14 protein-coding genes and 1 pseudogene are annotated in these 18376 nt (G+C 63.9%); 3 read left to right on the plus strand and 12 right to left on the minus strand.

The window, feature by feature from the left end; genetic code table 11:
- From ACSJDS_RS08315 to ACSJDS_RS08335, 5 genes are all read right to left on the minus strand, one after another.
- Nucleotides 1-492 carry a hypothetical protein gene (locus tag ACSJDS_RS08315; protein ID WP_473032861.1) on the minus strand — a complete coding sequence of 164 codons (492 nt, stop codon included), beginning with the start codon at nt 490-492 and terminating at the stop codon, nt 1-3.
- Nucleotides 493-519: 27 nt separating this feature from the next.
- Complete coding sequence (locus ACSJDS_RS08320; protein ID WP_473032862.1) at nt 520-3093, minus strand: hypothetical protein; 2574 nt, start codon at nt 3091-3093, stop codon at nt 520-522.
- Nucleotides 3090-4961: a peptidoglycan-binding domain-containing protein gene (locus tag ACSJDS_RS08325; RefSeq protein ID WP_473032863.1), complete on the minus strand. Its 1872-nt coding sequence runs from the start codon at nt 4959-4961 to the stop codon at nt 3090-3092. The genes ACSJDS_RS08320 and ACSJDS_RS08325 overlap by 4 nt, the downstream gene beginning before the upstream one ends.
- Before the next feature lie 367 nt (nt 4962-5328).
- Nucleotides 5329-6171, minus strand: a complete 843-nt coding sequence (locus ACSJDS_RS08330; RefSeq protein ID WP_473032864.1) for a hypothetical protein — start codon at nt 6169-6171, stop codon at nt 5329-5331.
- A gap of 631 nt (nt 6172-6802) precedes the next feature.
- A complete protein-coding gene (locus ACSJDS_RS08335) occupies nt 6803-7636 on the minus strand; it encodes an SH3 domain-containing protein (RefSeq protein WP_473032865.1) in 834 nt (277 codons plus the stop codon).
- Nucleotides 7637-7797: 161 nt separating this feature from the next.
- Between ACSJDS_RS08335 and ACSJDS_RS08340 the strand changes: the two genes are divergently transcribed.
- Nucleotides 7798-8457: a DUF3617 domain-containing protein gene (locus ACSJDS_RS08340; protein WP_473032866.1), complete on the plus strand. Its 660-nt coding sequence runs from the start codon at nt 7798-7800 to the stop codon at nt 8455-8457.
- Between the two features lie 191 nt (nt 8458-8648).
- Here the strand turns inward: ACSJDS_RS08340 and ACSJDS_RS08345 are convergent, their stop codons facing one another.
- The 4 genes and pseudogenes from ACSJDS_RS08345 to ACSJDS_RS08360 all read right to left on the minus strand — a co-directional run bounded on the left by ACSJDS_RS08345 (nt 8649) and on the right by ACSJDS_RS08360 (nt 14881).
- Nucleotides 8649-9128, minus strand: a complete 480-nt coding sequence (locus ACSJDS_RS08345) for a group I truncated hemoglobin (protein WP_473032867.1) — start codon at nt 9126-9128, stop codon at nt 8649-8651.
- A gap of 211 nt (nt 9129-9339) precedes the next feature.
- Nucleotides 9340-10317: an IS110 family RNA-guided transposase gene (locus ACSJDS_RS08350; RefSeq protein ID WP_473032061.1), complete on the minus strand. Its 978-nt coding sequence runs from the start codon at nt 10315-10317 to the stop codon at nt 9340-9342.
- A 349-nt stretch (nt 10318-10666) separates the two neighbouring features.
- Nucleotides 10667-13778: pseudogene (locus tag ACSJDS_RS08355) on the minus strand (efflux RND transporter permease subunit).
- Nucleotides 13778-14881 carry an efflux RND transporter periplasmic adaptor subunit gene (locus tag ACSJDS_RS08360; RefSeq protein ID WP_473032868.1) on the minus strand — a complete coding sequence of 368 codons (1104 nt, stop codon included), beginning with the start codon at nt 14879-14881 and terminating at the stop codon, nt 13778-13780. Before ACSJDS_RS08360 ends, ACSJDS_RS08355 begins: the two are co-directional and overlap by 1 nt.
- 256 nt (nt 14882-15137) lie before the next feature.
- Here ACSJDS_RS08360 and ACSJDS_RS08365 point away from each other — a divergent pair, with 256 nt between their 5' ends.
- Both ACSJDS_RS08365 and ACSJDS_RS08370 read left to right on the plus strand, forming a co-directional pair.
- The gene (locus tag ACSJDS_RS08365) at nt 15138-16328 is read left to right on the plus strand and encodes a BaiN/RdsA family NAD(P)/FAD-dependent oxidoreductase (protein WP_473032869.1); all 1191 of its coding nucleotides are present in this window, start codon (nt 15138-15140) and stop codon (nt 16326-16328) included.
- Nucleotides 16329-16438: 110 nt separating this feature from the next.
- Nucleotides 16439-17092, plus strand: coding sequence for a hypothetical protein (locus tag ACSJDS_RS08370; protein WP_473032870.1), 654 nt, complete (start codon nt 16439-16441; stop codon nt 17090-17092).
- A 19-nt stretch (nt 17093-17111) separates the two neighbouring features.
- Here the strand turns inward: ACSJDS_RS08370 and ACSJDS_RS08375 are convergent, their stop codons facing one another.
- The 3 genes from ACSJDS_RS08375 to ACSJDS_RS08385 are packed head-to-tail and all read right to left on the minus strand — an operon-like array spanning nt 17112 to nt 18167.
- Nucleotides 17112-17435: a YqjK family protein gene (locus ACSJDS_RS08375; RefSeq protein WP_473032871.1), complete on the minus strand. Its 324-nt coding sequence runs from the start codon at nt 17433-17435 to the stop codon at nt 17112-17114.
- Nucleotides 17416-17835, minus strand: a complete 420-nt coding sequence (locus ACSJDS_RS08380; protein WP_473032872.1) for a phage holin family protein — start codon at nt 17833-17835, stop codon at nt 17416-17418. The genes ACSJDS_RS08375 and ACSJDS_RS08380 overlap by 20 nt, the downstream gene beginning before the upstream one ends.
- On the minus strand, nt 17835-18167 hold the full coding sequence (locus ACSJDS_RS08385) for an ElaB/YgaM/YqjD family protein (RefSeq protein ID WP_473032874.1): 333 nt from the start codon (nt 18165-18167) through the stop codon (nt 17835-17837). The genes ACSJDS_RS08380 and ACSJDS_RS08385 overlap by 1 nt, the downstream gene beginning before the upstream one ends.
- Between the last annotated feature and the right edge of the window lie 209 nt (nt 18168-18376).

Genomic DNA, 18376 nt, shown 5'->3' on the forward strand with positions numbered 1-18376 from the left:
TTACCTTGCTGGTTCACAGTCGATATGGGAGAGTTGCCAGATCCCCACCGCTGCGATATCGGCAATCTTCCAATGGCCCTGGTGCTCTTCGAATTCGTAGCGGTAGTGGTTTGGTTCGCCGAAATTTGTGAAGCGTGCCTCTACAACTCGGCGGTTCCCTTGTGTTTGAGTGTCGAGGGATAGCGTACGGTGAATTTCGTCGGCCATGAAGTCGTTACCGTCGAGGATCAGCGGCATGGGCACGCAGCCGAAGATCAAGTCGTCACCGTAGGTGTCATTGATTTCAAACAGCTCGACCATCTCAGGCGTGAAATAGCGTTGGCGATGGGCGGATGAGATCATCGTGGCGATCTGATAATCACTCTGACTGGCCGGTGTGCCCACGGCCAGGTAGATCTGACGGACCAGCTCTTCCGGTGTGTCCTGAGCGTGTCCCAGGCCGGATAAAAGCAGTAGGCTGATAGACGCCAACGTGGCAATTCGCTTTGACATGACCGTTATGCTCCTTGGAGTATTGGATTAAAACCTTATGCCCGAGCCCGATGTTTCATTCACCTCTTGATCGGTGGCTTCGGCTGTTTTGGCTTCTTGTTGCTGCAGGCTGGCGAGATACGTTTTCGCATAGGTGGATAAGTCAAAAAGCCAGATATTCAAAGTGTCGTATACGGTGATGCCTTGCCGGTGCGGGTGACGGGTAGGGCTGAAAATAGCCGCTACGGCCTTGCCTCCTTCACAGGTTTCTGCCAACCGTGTGACCTCCTCCATCTGGATATGCGTGATCGGGGTAAGTGCCGAGAATGGCTGCCGGCTGCGCTGCTCCAGTTGTGCAACGCCAAAGGGGGAGTCGTCCATATGTCGCCACCCTCTGTTGAGGTGCTTATTCGTACTGATGGGGAGGCAGTCTTGCACCACACGGTGAGACATATGTCGCGTGAAGACGCTAGCATCTCCCCATATCATCAGTCCTTCACCCAGCATGCTATTGTCGACTACGTCAGGCGGGCCATAGTTTTTCTGGAGCTCGTCAATTATGGTGCTGGGGGGAATGGTGTCGGCTGGTAACAGCACCTGCCGGGCGACGCCCATGACGATGCCCTCGGCAGCAGGAGGCTCATCGTAGAGAATGATGCTTTCCCGCTGGTCGCTGGATAGGAAGAGGCGCGCAGAGTTGAGCAGCGCGATATTTCCGATGGCGGCACCGGTTTGCCATTTTCGATCGGCTACCGCTTCCAGTCCGACGTCCATATGTGCTTGGATCAATGACTCGGCCTCCTCAAAGCTCATGCCCAGGTGAATGCCGAGGATATCGGGTCCCTCTGAAGCGGTATGAAGATCGTAGGCTTCTGTTGTAGTTGTTGTTTCTTCGGATGGTGCAGCCTCGGTTTGCAGCGGGAGCGGTGGCTCTTCCAGTTCAAGCGATGCAATCACATCACGGCTGCGTGAATCCGGCAGGGGGAGCTCCACGTCCTCGGGAAGGTATTGCAGCCCCAGTGAGTCCCGAGGGTCGGCATCTGTCTGATCGTTGATCGTGGCAGGGTCAGCGGTCGCGACATGAGGGCGCTTTTGTTCGGCTTGTACGTCCGTCGTGGCGGTGAGAGGCTCAGAGGGGGCGGGTTGTAGCGTGCTTATCACGCGTCCACTCGGTGTCCGAATCGCTATCTCTTCGGGGACGCCCAGGTACAGGGCTGTGACATTGGTGCCATCATCCACGATTTCTACCGAATTAAGGCGCAGGGTCACATTGGCCTGTAGGCCGAGTCCCCGACGATCCAGTTCTACCAGCAGCCTTTCGGCCTCCTCGACAGCCATTGGCAAGTGAGTGAGACGCAGATCATGGCTTAAGGCCAGTACCGGTCTGGCCAGACCGCTGCCACTAAGGTCTGCCAAGCGCTGCCGCCAATGGTGACTGGGGGAGTTCTGTTTGCAGGCATAATCGCCACCTGGACTTGTCGTGCTAAAAGGTTCCGTAATATGAGCACGTGGGAAAGGCTCGTAAAGGTGTTCCTCTCGCTCCAGGCCACGTATTGAGGCAAGGGGAATCAGCGAGGTACTTTCGATAAAGTGGTCTCTATTATCCTGCTTGAAGCGAAGGGCGTCGATACTAAAGTCGTAGTCAACGGCTGGTAGCCGGTAGCTTGCCTGTACACGCAGCGGCCCCTGTTCGCTGGTGACGGCCTCGAGATGCTGTTGGAAAACGGTGGAGAGCTCTCGGGCGGCAAAGCGCCTGTCGCGTTCCAGGATGGCGTCACTGCTGAAGATAAAGGCATCGATCAGGTGGCCATATTGCACATCATAATCTGGCCAGTGTGTCAAGAAAGACCAGTCGGGACTCGGTGAGTCGAAAAGCTCGATGAGTGTTTGCTTTCCTGCACTATCGTCTCTCGACAGAACTTCCTGCCAGGAGAGCGTAATGACAGGAAGGCTGGGGTTGAGACGCAGCGACTGGGAGCGCATGGGGTGTTGGCTTGTCTCATTGATCGCAGTGTAGCAGTGCTGCTCATGAGCAATCTGGCGCTCTGTTATACTGAACAAGATGTCATCCGTCAGCAGCTCAGGGGCGTGATGCAGCAGTAGCTTGGAAAGGTGGTATCTCGAAAGGTGGGGAAGTTCTTCAGCGATGCTTTCAGCTGCGATATCGAGTTCGGCTTCTGGCAGTGGCTCCGGCTCGGTTGGTGCGGGTGGTGCCAGCTCGAAAACATGCAGGACTTCGCGGGTCTGCGGATGAAGGACTCGGGCAGCCAAGGTGCGGGCTGGCACCTGGAGGCGCTGCATGGAACTGCTGGCAAGACTGGAAGGTCCTGCCTCGACAATCGTTTCCAGAATGACACCACGCCCCCTATCCAGAGATTGGAGATGAGCCTCTGCTTGCTGTGGTGTCATGGGTAACCGATCAAGTGCTTCATCTTCGGCAATAACGAGGCTGTAACTGCTTGGTGCGGTATTCCGGCCTGGAGCTGTGAGATCACGGTTTCGGATCAATGTGCAGTGATCCGTAATCGGACCTTGATAGATATTCCTGCCTCTTTGTCCACGGTGGTGACGAATTAGAAACTCTCCTCCGAAAAGAAGAGGTCTTCTATTATCGGTCATCATGAAGCCTTGTTGCTCATGATTGTAGGGGGCAAGCTATATGGTGTTTCCAACCGGAACAAGGATTTTTCTGGCCATGCGCTGGCTTCTGATAAGCCTTGCTGAAGGGATTCTCGGAACTGATTCTTTACGCGTTGAAGCTCAAACTCGTTTGCGTTCATTCTTTGGTACAGCTCTCTGCATTGATCCGATGGTCTGCCCCTTTCGTTACCTGGTTCTACGTGAAAGACACGATAGTACTCCGATGCAAAGACTTCGTTGTCGAGACGATCCCGGTTGGCGGCCATATAGAGCCTCAGCATGGCCTGGTGATCGGGCTCGGGTAACGTATCGAAGGAAAGCTCGTGAGCCATAGCATGCTCGGAGGGTTCGGATACGTGGCGCTCATCTGTAACGGTAGTCTGCTGGACTGCTACCCTTGCCGATGAAGTGGTCGTGTCGGTTGCGGCTTGATCAGGGCCATCGCAGATGAGCGCGTTGCCGCAGTAGTCATGGCGCAGTTGGCCGAGCAGCTCAGGAGTCAGGTGGCCTGAGGCCGCCTGGCGGCGATCTCGCTGGAAGGCGGTAATGGCGCTTCGGGTTTGCCGACCCATCAGGCCATCCACCGGACCGGGCTCATACCCCAGCTCGGAGAGCATTTGCTGGGCTTCGGCAATCTCCTCGCGGCCGATCTGGGTTCGCTGGACAGGGGAGGCGGGCGGAGTGGCCGCCTGGGCAGCGATGAGCTGCCCCTCAGCGGTGTGCGTCCAGGTGCCGATGGTCTGGCCATGAACGCTGCCGATCAGCTGCAGCTGCTGAATGGCGGGGCACTCGAGTCCGAGTATCTGGCGAACGCCACCGGCGAGCAGTTGCAGCTGGCGAGTGTCGTCGCCGCTCAGCTGTGCGGGGTCTGGTGCGTGAACGCGAATCTCGACCGTCTCGCCGCACCACTGGGCTGTCTGGCTGATGGTGGCCTGCAGACCGCCCATGCGGGCAACGGTGCGCTCCGATGCCTGAGACGGGGTGGCAAGCCATGGCAGAAGGGCAAGCGTAGCGGCAATGGCGACGAGTATATGCATGTGGAGCCCCCTTGCCGGTGTGCTAGGCGTATTGGCTCGTCTCGAGCTAGTCAAGCGCCAGCCACCGGTAACCATCCCAGACGAAGCGTTTCTGGCCGATGTCTCCCGCTGCAGGAGACCCTCCATTGACGGAGTCAGTGCCAGGCCACCTGTGGCGAAGCTAAGTCGATATTCGCATACCCATCCGGGGCGTCCCTGGGCTTCGGCACAGCCAATCTTGCGGAAACGGGTCAGCTCGGCTCGAATGCCGCCTTGCCCGCCGGTGGCACCGAGAATGCTCAGGCACTGCATTGCCAGGAAGGGGTCATTTTGGAAGCGTCGTGCGCGACAGGCGGCCTCGGTATCCCGCATATTGGCGTTGTAGTTGTCGAGCAGTGCCTTGACCGCCTCGTACATTTCCTCTTCGCTGGGCGCCCGACTGGCCGGGTTGGGCGCCCTTCTCGATGCGGCAACCGCGTCGCGACCGAGAATCGCCTCACGCTGCTGGGCTTCGCGGCGCTTGTCGGCGAGACGGAAGAGCGCCGCCACCTCGCTGACTTGCCGGTCGGATGCCAAGGGAACGTAGCGTTCGAGAAGTGCCGAGGCGGCGCGGGAAGTGTCGGTCGCCTCGAGCCGCCTCTGCAGCTCGGACTGCGATGCTGCGAGCAGCTCGCTTCGCTGCGCGAGGAATGTCCGGCTGAGGTGACGGGGGCCTTCATGGCCCATAAGCGGGCTGAAACGCGAGTGGAACTGTCGATACCAGCGGGCGCCCTGTTCCAGGCCCTCAAGCCCTGCCGGCAGCGCTCTCACTCTGGCGCGCTCGTCGCTCAGCAAGTTGTCGAGTAGCCCGTTGCGGGCGTTGTCGAGTCTCTCCCGGTAGGCGCTTCTGTCAGCGGGTTCCAGAAGAGCGAACAGCTCGGCGTTGTTATCAGGGAACTGATCGAGAGCCTGTATGCCAGCGAAGCCTCGAGCGGACTGCAGCCGCGCCTGGAGACTGGCTTCCAGGGCGGAGCGGCGGCACGCTGCTTGGCGGCGTGAAGCGCTTCGCTGAGCGCCCGGACCTCGGATGGCCAGAGGATGGCGAACTTTTCGCTGCGCTGTTCATACTCGGCTGCCCGGGACCAGGATGCCGCCTCGGGGGGCAGGGCAGCGATAGCCTCAATGGTGTCGCTCAATTCTTGGCGTAGCTGACGACGCTCAATCACGCCCCCATCACCTGGGCGTGAGAAAAGCTGCCAGCCTTCAGAATGAAAGGGCGCTCCAGCGTACGTTTCCAGAGCGCCATGCCGCTGAGCTGCGGGCTCCGGAAGCATTGGCGCATGACCTGTGTGCCGATCCGGGAGCGCTGTGCCTCGCTGAGTCGGTCGTAGGGCCGGCCAAAATAGCGGGTGAAATACTCATCTTCGAACAGGTTCATGATCCGGGGATAGGTCTGGCCAAGCGGCGTCCGGTCCAGGTTGGCTTCCGGGTATTCTTCAGCGACCCGCGAGCTCCAGCTGCGGAAAGCCAGGCAGGCTTCGGGAAATTGTCCGGTAGCGATGGCCGCGGGCGGCAGATTGTCCAGTTGACGCTGCGTCTCTTTGGCCTCGCGCAGCAGCCGGGCGGTGAGGACGTGGTTGCGTGAAATCTCCACCGTGCTGCAGCCAGGCGCCGGTATGCTGGCTTCGAGGGTGTCCAACTCCACATCGTAGCGTCCGGTGACGCCGACCATCCTGTATCCCAGAGGTGCAGAACTCATCCACCGATCCGGTTCGAGCTGAAATCGCCCGCTGCTGGCTGTGTACTGGCCTTTCAGGGAGTAACGGGCTTCTTGGTTTTGTCCCGGCGGCTTGAAGGCGAAGGTGCCTGTCAGGGCGCCCTCGGCGTCGGCAAGAAGGGAAAGCGTGAGCGTGGTGTAGCCTTGTTGGCAAATGTAGTAGCCGATATAGGCCCCGCTGATGGGGGGGAACTCGATCGCCTTCTGCGCTTCGGTTGGCTCGGAGGGAGAGCGGTCAGGCTCAAGTGCTGCCGGCGGTTGTGGTGTGGCACGCTCTTCCGACACCACCGACGTTGCCTGGGGCTGTGTGTCGGAGGCTGACGGCGAATTGGTAGAGAGCGTGGCCGACCTTCCTCCAGGTTGCCTGCGTTGCGGGTCGCGTGAAAGTGTCCGCCGCCTTGCTGGCGTGTGCATTCGGGTAGCTCACCCTCGATGCTCAGACGGTTGTCATCGATTCTGCCTGTCAAACTAACGGGGAAGTATCCCCTGGGGTGTACGATCCAGTCGCCTGGCATTAGATGAAACTGGCGGCTGGTATCGGAGATGATGCCCTGAATATCGTAGGAACCCGCTTCTCGGCGGGGGATGGCGAACTCGAACACGCCCGATACCATGCCGTGTGCTTCTTCTTCCACCCTGAGCGTAAAGGTGTTCTCGTTGCGGCCGCAGTTGTAAGTGCCTGACCAGGTTCCTGAAAGAAGTTCTTGAGAGGCGTGTGCCGGGGAGGTTGGGGAAAGCAGTGCCAGTGGTAGCAGTGCCAGAAATAGTGCAATGAAAAACAGGCACTGCGCCAGTTTGAGCCAGGCAGAATAATAAGAGTATTCGAGTGCGCAGCCAATTGTTGCCGGTCGGTTGTTGCCGCACGATTGCCTTGATTTCGCCATCACGCTGCCCCTAAAAGAGTATGGCGCCGCAGCTGTCAAACTTCTTCGATGATGTAGCCATCGGGACCCTGGCAGATGCGTATGCGGTCTTCGACGGTGGAGCCATCCGGCTGTGTCACGGTGGTGGAGTTGATACTGCAGGTCTGGTTGGCATCGACCAGCATCGTATCCGCGCCGGAAGCGGGTTGAGTCGGAGCGGAGGGCCGCTGCCCGGCCGGTGCTGGGCGCAGCAGTCGCGTTGCCACAAAGCCGCTGGCTGCACCATCTTCCGAGATGAGGTACCAGTCGCGCCCTTGCACTTTGCCGACAACCTGCACGTGCTGCCCCGCTGCCAGCGAACCGACACTGCGATATTCGGTGCTGGGTCCGCCACGGACATTGCTGCTGCTGTCGGCAACGTAGGTTTCGCCAATCAGGTCGATGGGAGGCAGCTGCTCCACGCGGTCCCGCTTGACGCTGACGGGGACCTGGCTGCGCTGTGTGCTGCGTTCGGTGACCTCCGTGCGGCCACTGGCACCGGTCTCGGGGTCCTGCCACTCTTGCGGCTGCCCTGTCTCCAGGGCCCGCTGATTGGCCTGTACCATTTGCTCTTGGCCGGGCTGACTCAGGTGGCGTGCAATCTCCCGGCCGATCAGCGCACCGGCAACGGCGCCGGCTCCCGTGGCTAGAATCCTCCCCCGACCACCACCGACCTGCGAACCAATCAGGGCACCCGTTCCACCACCCACCAAGCCGCCAATGGTGTCGGGATTCCAACCGCTGCCCGTCGTTTCGCAGCCTGCCAGCGAAAGTGTGAGCGCTGAACTGGCCATGAGCATGGCCAGCGGGGAGAGCTTTTGTGGTAGTCCTGATCCTGATGAAGTGGTCATGCCCTTCCCCTCGCTAATTGTTATTTATTGTTAAAGATTGGTAGCCATGCGGCCTTCATTCAACAGGGAATTGCTAGTCGCAAATGGTGGGGAGATGCCATCTTGCGCGTTGAGTCCAAATAGTCCTTTGGTGTCCTTCCGATGATCCCGCCTTCCCCGGAGTGCAACTGAAGTGGGAGTGCCTCATTCCCCTGGCCGAGCAGAACCGCCTGATCCTGCCCATCGGCCACTGGGTGCTGGAGACCGCCTGCCGGCAGCTGGCCGACAGCCTGGGGCTCGGGGTGATTTTCAGGGCTACCTGTTCGGCCGCCCGATGCCGGTGTCGGAGCTGGCGCTGGCGACCAACGCTTTCCCCATCGTCGGCCGACTGCGGTAAGCTGTGGGACGTGCCGGCCAAGGACGGTACTCGACCACACGCAATAATCGACCGGAGAGACTCCATGCCGTTTCGTTCCCTGCTAGCCGCTGCCGCTTTGGCCCTGCCGCTGACCGCCGTGGCGGGCAGTCCCAATATCGTGCCGGGGCAGTGGCAGTTCACCAGCACCACCACGGTGGAAGGTGACATCCCGATCCCCGACCAGACCGAGACTCATCAGGAGTGCATCGTTCAGGGTGATCTCGACGACGCCGACTTCCAGTTCCTGGAAGTGGAAGACGACTGCGAGCTGCTCGAGCACAACGTCTCCGCCGACGGCATCGACTACCAGATGGTCTGCTATGCCGAGGGTGGCCAGGCCGACATCGACGGTCGCATGGACTTCCTGGGCGAGACCGTCGAAGGCAACATCAACGTGGTGGCCGACTCCCCATGGGCGAGATGACCATGCGCACCACCGTGAACGGCGAGCGCCTCGGCGACTGCTGAGTGCCTGCCGCCCTGCTTGCCAGCCTGAGGCGGGCGGGGCAGGCCGCGGTAAGCGCGAAAGTGCGAAGAACCAAAGAAAAGCGCCCATCGGTACACCCGATGGGCGCTGGCTCGCGTGCCGGCATGGCGTTCGCTGGGGGCTGAAGGTCAGCCGCCCGCCACCACGATGTCGTCACGGGTGGGGCCGAGCAGGCCGAGCAGTTCCTGCTGCTCCGCTTCGGGCACCTCCAGGCTATCCAGGGTCGCCACGAAGATTTCCACCATGCGATCCCACTCTTCGGCCGTAACACCGAGCCCGTCATGGGCCTCGCGCATGTCCTTGCCGGTGTACTGGCAGGGGCCGCCGCTGAGCTCGCAGACCAGAGCCGTCACCTGGAACTTGATATAGGGAGCGGCTTGGGCGGTCTTCTGTTCGGCCACCGCCGGGTTGGCCATGATCAGCGGGTCTTGAACGAAGTCATCGACGAACTCGCTGACGGCCAGGGAGATGGCCGGCAGGCCGCCGAGACGATCATAGAGCGGCGCTTCATCGGCGTGGGCGGGACCGCTGGCGAAGGCGCCAAGGGTGGTCAACAGTAGGGCGAGGGTACCGCCAAGCAGGGTTCGACAGGGGGTTGATGTTGTCATTGGGGACCTCCTTGAACAGGTTATGATCCCACCTCTCAGGGTAGTCCTCGGATGCTGGCCGCGCACCGAAAATCAGGCGTCGCGGACGCCCTGCAGCGGTGCCTTGAAGCACCCAGCCGCCGCGGGGCTGCGCCGTTGGGCCGGGCGATTCGAGGGCAGCCAGTCGTCGGGCCTTAGATACCATCTCTCCTAACCGGCCACAAACATTCCATCAGGCGGTTTGTGGCCGATATTCGGTCTGGGTCTTGAGGACACCGTAGGCGATGTGGATTAGCTTCCGCATCGCCGCCCCCAAGGCCGCCATTTTGCTCTTGCCGTTTGTTGTAAGCCGCTGGTATAGCGCGGAGATATCCGGATTCCGCCTCAGCCCGACAACGGCTGCCATGTACAGGCTCTGCCTCAGTTTCGGATTGCCGGCTTTCGACAAGCGAGGCCGCCCACGTACGGAGCTGCCCGATTCCCAACTAACAGGCACAAGCCCCGCAAACGCCGCGGCCTGGCGGGCGCTTTCGAAAGCGCGGCTACGCAGCATCGCCAACAGTCGGAGAGATACCGCAGGGCCAATGCCGGGAATTGTTTGCAACAAGGCGCGATCCTGCTTCAAGCCAGGGTGCTGATCGAGGTGGTCATCGATCTCCTGTTGGAGGCGATCCCGCTCACGAGTCAATGCCAACAGGATGTCATCGATCGAGCGGAGGATATCGCTTGCCATGGCGAACTCGGCTTTCTCGCGCCGGTTTCGCTCACGCTGGATGTCCTTGTCCAGCGCGTCGAGTCTCGCTGCCAGCGCCTTGAGCTTGCGCACTTCCTCGGGCTCCGGCTTCCAAGCCTCAGGTCGTTGCGTCGCGCCATAGCGTGCCAGCACCACACTGTCCTTCTTATCCGTTTTGCCGCGTACTCCCAGGCTTCGGGAGAAGTCGCGCACCTGCGCGGGGTTGAGGACATAAACCTGGATGCCGGCAGCATGCAGCCAATACGCGAGCGTTTCGTGATAGATGCCGGTGGCCTCCATCAACACATGCAACTGATCCTGTGGCTCCCCGGTCTGGTGTTCGAGCCATTCAAGCAAGCGAGGAAAGTCCTGCCGACGATTAGGGAATACACGGGTCTTGACCTTGCCGCTCGCCACATCGCGCAGCCAGGCGCAGTCGATCTTCTGCTTGCTGACGTCGATACCGATCACTGCCATGCTCTCGTCGCCTTTCCTTGTTCGTGCAGCCTCACTCCGGGTTGGGAGGGGCTTGGATACCATTCAAGCTATCGAGATAGAGGGCATCAGGGGGCATAATCTAAATCCCAGGCTGTTGCGCCTCAGGCTCTGTGGATGCTCACCCTGATGCCAGGCCTGCTGGTAGCTAATCAACAAGCCCGGAGAGACACAAGGCTCTGTCTGAAAACTGGTTGCGCTCGACCATACGGCGTTAAAAATCGGCTCGTGCGCGAGTCCGATCAAAGTACTCATTTACACCCCGTAAACTCCGTCTTTTCGCCGATTTTTGCCTTGTCTGGCCTTCGCTCGCCGACTTTTCGGACAAAGCCTAGCGCCCGGTCGGCGCCTCGGCCATCTCCTCTTCCAGTTGGCGCTTCACGTCGCCGGGCGAGCCGGTGTGGCGGGCCAGCAGGTCGTAGGCCACCGGCACCACGAACAGCGTGAACAGGGTGGCGGCGGCCACGCCGCAGAGGATCACGGTGCCGATCACCATGCGCGACTCGCTGCCGGCGCCGCTGGAGACGATCAGCGGAATCGAGCCGGCCATGGTGGTCACCGCGGTCATCAGGATCGGCCGCAGGCGGGTTACCGAGGCGTCGAGCAGGGCGTCGCGGAAGGCGCGGCCCTGATCGCGCAGCTGGTTGGCGAACTCCACGATCAGGATGCCGTTCTTGGCCGCCAGGCCGATCAGCATGACCAGCCCCACCTGGCTGTAGATGTTCAGCGACTGGCCGGTGACGAACAGCCCCAGCATGGCGCCGCTCATCGCCAGCGGCACGGTGAGCATGATCACGAAGGGGTGGATGAAGCTCTCGAACTGGGCGGCCAGCACCAGGAATACCACCAGCGCGCCGAGGATCAGCAGGAAGGTGGTGGCACCGCTGGCCTGGCGGAAGTCGCGGGAGGCGCCGGCCACGTCGGTCTGCGCCTGGCCGGGCAGCACCTCGGCGGCGGCGGCCTCCAGGTAGTCCAGCGCCTCGCCCAGGGAGTAGCCGTCGGCCAGGTTGGCCTCGAGGGTGATGGCGCGCAGCCGGTTGAAGCGGTTCAGGGTGCTGGCACCGGCGTAATCAGTAAAGCTGACCAGGCTGGCCAGGGGGATCAGCTCCCCCGAGCGCGACGAGCGCACCTGGATGTTGTCCAGGGCACGGGGGCTTGTCTGGCTGGCCCGCTCGCCCTCCACGATGACGTCGTACTCCTGGCCGTTGTCCAGGTAGCGGGTCATGGTGCGCCCGCCCAGCAGCACCTCCAGGGTGCGGCCGATCTCGGTGACGGTGACTCCCAGGTCGGCGGCCCGGGCATAGTCGATGTCCACCCTGAGCTGCGGCTGGGTCTCGCGGTAGTCGCTGTCCAGCCCGATCAGCCGGGGGTTGTCCTCGCGGATATGGTCCATCAGGGTGTCGCGCCACTCGGCCAGCTCGTCATAGGTGCCGCCGCCCAGCACGAACTCCACCGGCTTGCTGATGCGCTGGCCGAAGCCCTGGCGCATCACCGGGAAGGCCTGCACGCCGGGCAGGCCCGCCAGCTTGCCGCGCACCTCGTCCATGATGGTCCAGGCGTCGCGCCGCTCCCCCGGGGGCCATGCCGATGATTACGAAGCCGCCGTTGAAGTTCTCGATATTGCCGAAGCCGCGCGGGGCGCGTACCAGCACCCGCTCCAGCTCGCCGGCCTCACGCAGCGGTTCCAGGCGCGTCTCGATCTCGTCCATGTAGTCCATCACATAGTCGAAGGTGGCGCCCTCGGGCCCGTTGACCAGGATGATGAAGCTGCCGCGGTCCTCCTGGGGGGTATACTCGCTGGGCAGCAGGTCGGCCAGCCACACCGTGGCGGCGATCAGCGCCACGAACACCGCCAGCACCGCCACGCGCGCCTTGAGCACCCACACCAACAGGAAGCGGTAGACCCGCTGGGAGAGCTCCAGCAACCACTGCACGGCCAGGGCGATGCGCCCCTCGTGCATCGAGGGCTTGAGGATCTTGGAGGCCATCATTGGCGTCAGCGACAGCGCCAGCACGCTGGAGATGGCCACCGCGGCGGCCATGGTCAGGGCGAACTCGGTGAATAGCCGGCCCACGTTGCCCTGCAGAAAGCCCAACGGCACGAACACCGCGATCAGCACCAGGGTGGTGGCGATCACTGCGAAGGCGATCTGGCGGGTGCCGCGAAAGGCCGCCACCAGCGGCGTCTCGCCGTAGTCGTGCATGCGCCGGTGGATGTTTTCCAGCACCACGATGGCATCGTCGACGATCAGGCCGATGGCCAGCACCAGGGCCAGCAGGGTCAGCAGGTTGATCGAGAAGCCCATCAGCGCCAGCGCCATGAAGGCGCCGATCATCGCCACCGGTACCGTCACCGCCGGAATCAGGGTGGTGCGCACGTTGCCCAGGAACAGGAAGATCACCACCACCACCAGCCCCAGGGCGATGAACAGGGTAATCACCACCTGTTGGATAGCGCCGGAGACGAACACCGAGGCGTCGTAGTTGAGGGAGAGCGACATGCCCTCCGGCAGGCTCTCCTGGATCCGTGCCAGCTCCGCCTGCACGCCCTGGGAGACCTCCAGCACGTTGGCGGTGGACTGCTTCATGATCCCCAGCCCCACCATGGGCACGCCGTTGGCGCGAAACACCGAGCGATCCTCCACCGAGCCGATCTCCACCCGGGCCACGTCGCCCAGGCGCACCAGGTAGCCATCGTCGCCCTGGGTCAGCGCCAGCCGCTCGAAGTCGCCGGGCTGGTTGAAGCTTCGCGGCAGGCGCACCCGGAACTGGCGGTCCCGGGACTCGATGGCGCCCGCCGGCAGCTCCACGTTCTCGGCTCGCAGCGCGCTCTCCACGTCGCTCACCGTCAGGTGGCGTGCCGCCAGGGCGTTGCGGTCGAGCCACACCCGCATGGCGTACTCGCGCCCGCCCCCGACCCGCACCCGCGACACGCCCGGCTGCACCGAGAAGCCATCCACCAGGTAGCGGTCGGCGTAGTCGGTCAGCTCGGGCACGCTGTACCCCTCGCCGGAGAGCGACAGCCACAGCACCACCTCCTCGCTGGAGTCGGCCTTCTGGACCTCGGGCGGGTCGGCGTCGTCGGGCAGGTTGCGCAGCGCCCCGGAGATCCGGTCGCGGACATCGTTGGCCGCGGCGTCGATATCCATGTCCAGGCGAAACTCGATATTGATCCGCGAGCGGCCGTCCTGGCTGGAGGAGGTGATCAGCTCGATCCCCTCGACCCCGGCGATGCGATCCTCCAGCAGCTGGGTGATGCGGGTCTCCACCACGCTGGCCGAGGCCCCGGGATAGCGGGTGTCGATGGAGACCACCGGCGGGTCGATGGAGGGGTACTCCTGCAGCGGCAGGCGGTCCATGGCCAGCAGGCCGAAGGCCACGATCAGCAGCGCCAGCACGGTGGCCAGCACCGGGCGCTGCACGGAGAGGTCGGAGAGGCGCATCAGGCGCTGTCCTCGCCGCGGGTCGCCTCGAGGATCTCGCGGATCGAGGTGGCGTCATCGGCGATGCCCAGCAGCCGCACGCTCTCGCCCTCGTGGGTGCGCTGCAGGCCGTGGCTCACCACCAGCTCGCCGGCCGCCAGGCCCTCGAGAATCTCCGCCTGGCCGGTGCGCCGCTCGCCCACCGTCACCCGGCGCCGCTCCAGGCGGTTGTCGTTGGCCTCGTCGATCACCATCACGAACTGGCGCTGGCCGCTGGGAATCAGCACGCTCTCCGGTACCACCACGGCGTCCCGGGGGCGGCGCTGCACCACCACCTCCATCAGCATGCCCGGGCGCAGGCGCAGCTCGGGATTGGCCAGCTCGGCACGCACCGTCACGCTGCGGCTCACCGGGTCGACCCGAGAGCCGACGCTGGCCACCTCGCCCTCGAAGGTCTCTTCCGGGAAGGCGGCGCTGCGAGCGGTCAGCGCAAGGCCCGGCTCGAGGATCGCCAGGAACAGCTCCGGCACGCTGAAGTCGAGCTTCATCACGTCGAGCTTGTCCAGGGTGACCAGCGCCGTGCCGGGGGTGACCAGGCTGCCCACGCTGATATTGCGAAAGCCCACCCGGCCTGCGAAGGGGGCGCGCAGGCGGTAGTTGGCCAGCCGCGCCTCCAGGCCCTGGATCTCCGCCTCTACCTGGCGCAGCCGCGCCTGGCTGTCCTCCACGTCGGCGCGCGGGGCCATGTTGCGGCTCTGCAGCTGGGCCAGGCGGTTGACCGCGTTGCGCCGCTCGTCACGCAGCGCCTGGGCGGCGCGCAGGTTGGCCTGCTGCTCGTCGTCGGCCAGCCGCACCAGCAGCTCGCCGGCCTCTACTACGTCGCCGTCGCGAAAATTCAGCTCCGCCACGGTCTCGGTCACCGTGGCGGAGAGCGTCACGCTCTCGTCGGCGCGCAGGGTGCCCAGCGCCTCCAGCGGGTCGGACCAGGGCTCGACGGCCACCCGGGAGGCGATCACCGGGGTGCGTTCGTTGGCGGACCCTGCTGCGGGAATGGTGGAAAGCAAGAGCAGCAGCAGCGGTAGCCCAGCTAGCAGCGCGGTGCGAAAAGGCGGCGATGTGGTCATAGGAGCTCGCGGTATGAACAACGACAATGACAAGCCGCGCAGTCCTTGGCGGCTGGCTGACAGGTTACGCTATTCCACTGTTTGGAGTGTGACGACAATGCGCAAGTTTCCCATAGCGGATTACTATATGTACAGGTATTGTACATGAAGCGTCCAGCGTCATGTTAATGTCAACACCCAGGCGGTTCGGCATCGGCCCATCTGGGTCTGCTGAGAATGCGCGCCCTGACTCTGGGCGCGGCGGGAAGGAAGAGGCATGACCTATGACGTAGTGGTGATCGGCGCCGGGGCGGCGGGGCTGATGTGCGCCCTGACCGCCGGCTACGCCGGACGGCGGGTGCTGGTGGTGGACCACGCCAACCGGGCGGGCAGGAAAATCCTGATGTCCGGCGGCGGGCGCTGCAACTTCACCCACCTGGCCTCCACCCCGGCCCATTTCTTCTCCGATAACCCGCACTTTTGCATCTCGGCGCTCAAGCGCTACCGCCCCGAGCACTTCGTCGAGCTGGTGGAGCGCCACGGGGTCGACTACGTGGAGAAGACGCCGGGGCAGCTGTTCTGCGCCGATTCCGCCAAGCAGATCGTGGCACTGCTGCTCACCGAGTGCGAGTGGGCCGGCGTGGCGCTCTCCCTGAAGACCTCGGTGGAGCGCGTCGAGCGGCTGGGGGAGGGGATGTGCTTGACCACCTCCCGGGGGCGCATCGAGGCCGGGGCGGTAGTGGTGGCCACCGGCGGGCTCTCCATTCCCACCATGGGCGCCACGGGCCTGGGTTACGACATCGCCCGCCAGTTCGGCCTGGCGGTGACCCCGACGCGGCCGGCGCTGGTGCCCTTTACCCTGACCTCCGGCTGGAGGGCGCGGGCCGAGGCCCTGGCCGGGGTGTCCTGCGAGGTTGCGGTGCGCGTGCGCCGTGACGGCGAAGCCCTGGGCCACTACCGGGAGCCGCTGCTGTTTACCCATCGTGGCCTCTCCGGGCCTGCCATGCTGCAGATCTCCAGCTACTGGCAGCCCGGCGACGAGCTGGAGATAGACCTGCTGCCGGGCGTGGACGCCTTCGCGGCGCTTTCCCAAGCGCGCCGGGACACCCCGAAGCGCCGGCTCTCCACCTGGCTGGCCGAGCCGCTGCCCAGGCGCCTGGCCCAGGCGCTGGTGGAGTGGTACGACGACGACCCGGTGCTGGCCGAGTGCGGCAACGCCCGGCTGCAGGCCTGGGCCGAGCGGCTGGGGGCCTGGCGGCTCAAGCCGGCCGGCACCGAGGGCTGGCGCACCGCCGAGGTGACCCTGGGCGGGGTGGATACCGGGGCGGTATCGTCGAAGACCTTCGCCGTGGAGGCGCTGCCTCAATTGCGCTTCATCGGCGAGGTGCTGGATGTGACGGGTGAGCTGGGCGGGCACAATTTCCAGTGGGCGTGGGCCAGTGGGGTGGCGTGCGGCAGCGCCCTTTAGGCGATGCCCGAAACTGGCTGCGCTCGCCGCCTTTTCGGACATCGTCTCGCGTCTTTTCCCTTGGTCTATCCTGCTGATAGGTATTCACGACCCGAAGGGAGAGTCGCGACATGAGCATGATTGCCGTGCATGATGCGTCCGCCAGCGAGTCCACCGCCTTTACCGAGCGGGTGGTCGAGGAGGCGGTGCGCCAGGCCGAGGCCCAGGGCTGGGAGGCGGTGCGTATCACCGAGGTGGCGCGCGCGCTCGAGCTGCCAATGTCGGCGGTACTGACCGAGTTTCGCGACCTCGACGCCGTGGCCAATGCCTGGTTCCAGCGCGGCTGGCGGGCCATGCTGGCCCAGAAACCCGAGACCTTCCACGACTGGTCGCCCCGGTCGCGAATCGAGCACTGCCTGCTGGCGTGGCTCGATGCCTTCGCCGCCCATCGCCGCGTCACCGTGCAGATGCTGCGCACCAAGGCGCACCTGCCGCACCTGCACACCTGGGTGCCGATGGCCTTCGATCTGTCGCGCACCGTGCAGTGGCTGCGCGAGGCGGCCGAATTGGAGGCCCCCTATGGAACGCGTCGCGCTCAGCTCGAGGAGATCGCCCTGACCGGTCTGTTCCTGGCGACCCTGGCGGTCTGGGCCAGGGACAGCAGCGAGGGCCAGCACAAGACCCGGCAGTTTCTGCATCGGCGCTTGGAGCGTGGCGAGGCGTGGATGAAATGGGCGCCCGGGGAATCCCGGGGAGGGAAGCGCCGGGCGGCGGCGCAGCTGTAGGTACAGGCGCCTGCCGGACCTAGCGCGTGGCGTCCAGCAGCCGCTTGGCACGTCTCAACATCAGGGCGCCGGCAGTCAGGCGTTTGGCGATGCGCAGCAGGGAGCCGGGATGACGGGCGTTCTTGAGCAGCAGCACGCCGCCCACGCCGAGAAACACCGCCTTGAAGCGCATCAGGGTGTGCCAGCCTTCGTCGATCGGCCGGGTGGCGTCGCGCCAGCGGCTGGCCTCCACGTAGATGTCGATGCGCTGCTGCTCGATGGCGGTCAGCAGCAGGGCCTTGCGCTCGGCGCGTCGCTGACGCCGCGAGACGCGGTGCCGTCGTTCAGGAGTGCGATTCGTCACGGGCTCTCTCCCTTGCCTCCTGCTTGGCGACCAGTTCACGATCGATGGCCAACTGGGTCAGGGTGTTCTTGAGCAGGGTGGGACGGCGGGCCATGCGACGGGCCAGCAGGGCCAGCAGCACGCCGCCGCTGAGCAGCACCCCGGCGCTGGTGGCAATGGCCGCCACCCGGTGGGTGTCCCAGAACAGCACGGCCACCAGCAGTGCCAGCACCGCCAGGCCGAGCAGGATCATGACCAGGCTCAGGCCGATGACCAGCAGCAGGGTGGCCACCCGGGCCCGCTCCTCCTCCAGTTCCAGCACGGCGAGACGCAGGCGCGTCTCGCCGGCATCGAGCAGGCTGCCCAGCAGGCGCTTGCCGGCGCCGAATACCCGCTGTGCCGGTCCCTGGCTGGACGTCATCAGCGACGCCCGATCAGCATGCCGATCACGATCCCCGCTGCGGCGCCCAGGCCGACGCTGGTCCAGGGGTTCTCATGCACATAGCGGTCGCAGGCGTCCGCCTGGTGGGTCAGGGAGTCGCGGGCCTCGCCGTAGAGGCGTTCGCCGCGGGATTCGAGCCGGTCGCGGGTGTCCCTGAGGCGCTGCTCGGCGCGCTCGCGCAGTTCCTTGATGTTGCTGCGCGAGTCGTCGGCGGTGGCGCTGACCAGCTCTTCGATGGTCTGGGTGAGATGGTGCAGGTCTTCCTTGAGCTGCCGGGTGGTTTCATCGGTGTGGGGAGTGCGCGATGCCATGGCTGTCTTCCTCTGACGTTGAGTGACAGGCTCAGCATAGCAGCCGCGCAAGCGAGTTCAATCCGCTGGGTTTAGCGTTCAGTGCTATTGCACATAGGTTTCCCTAGCTTGGGGATAAGCCTGCGAGGAGGCGCTGTGAACCCCTTCTTGGGCGCTACCGACGCCATCCCTGGCGTAGGACCTCCTCTTCGGCTTATCCCCGCGCCCCT

The sequence above is a fragment of the Halomonas sp. SL18_1 genome (assembly GCF_055755715.1).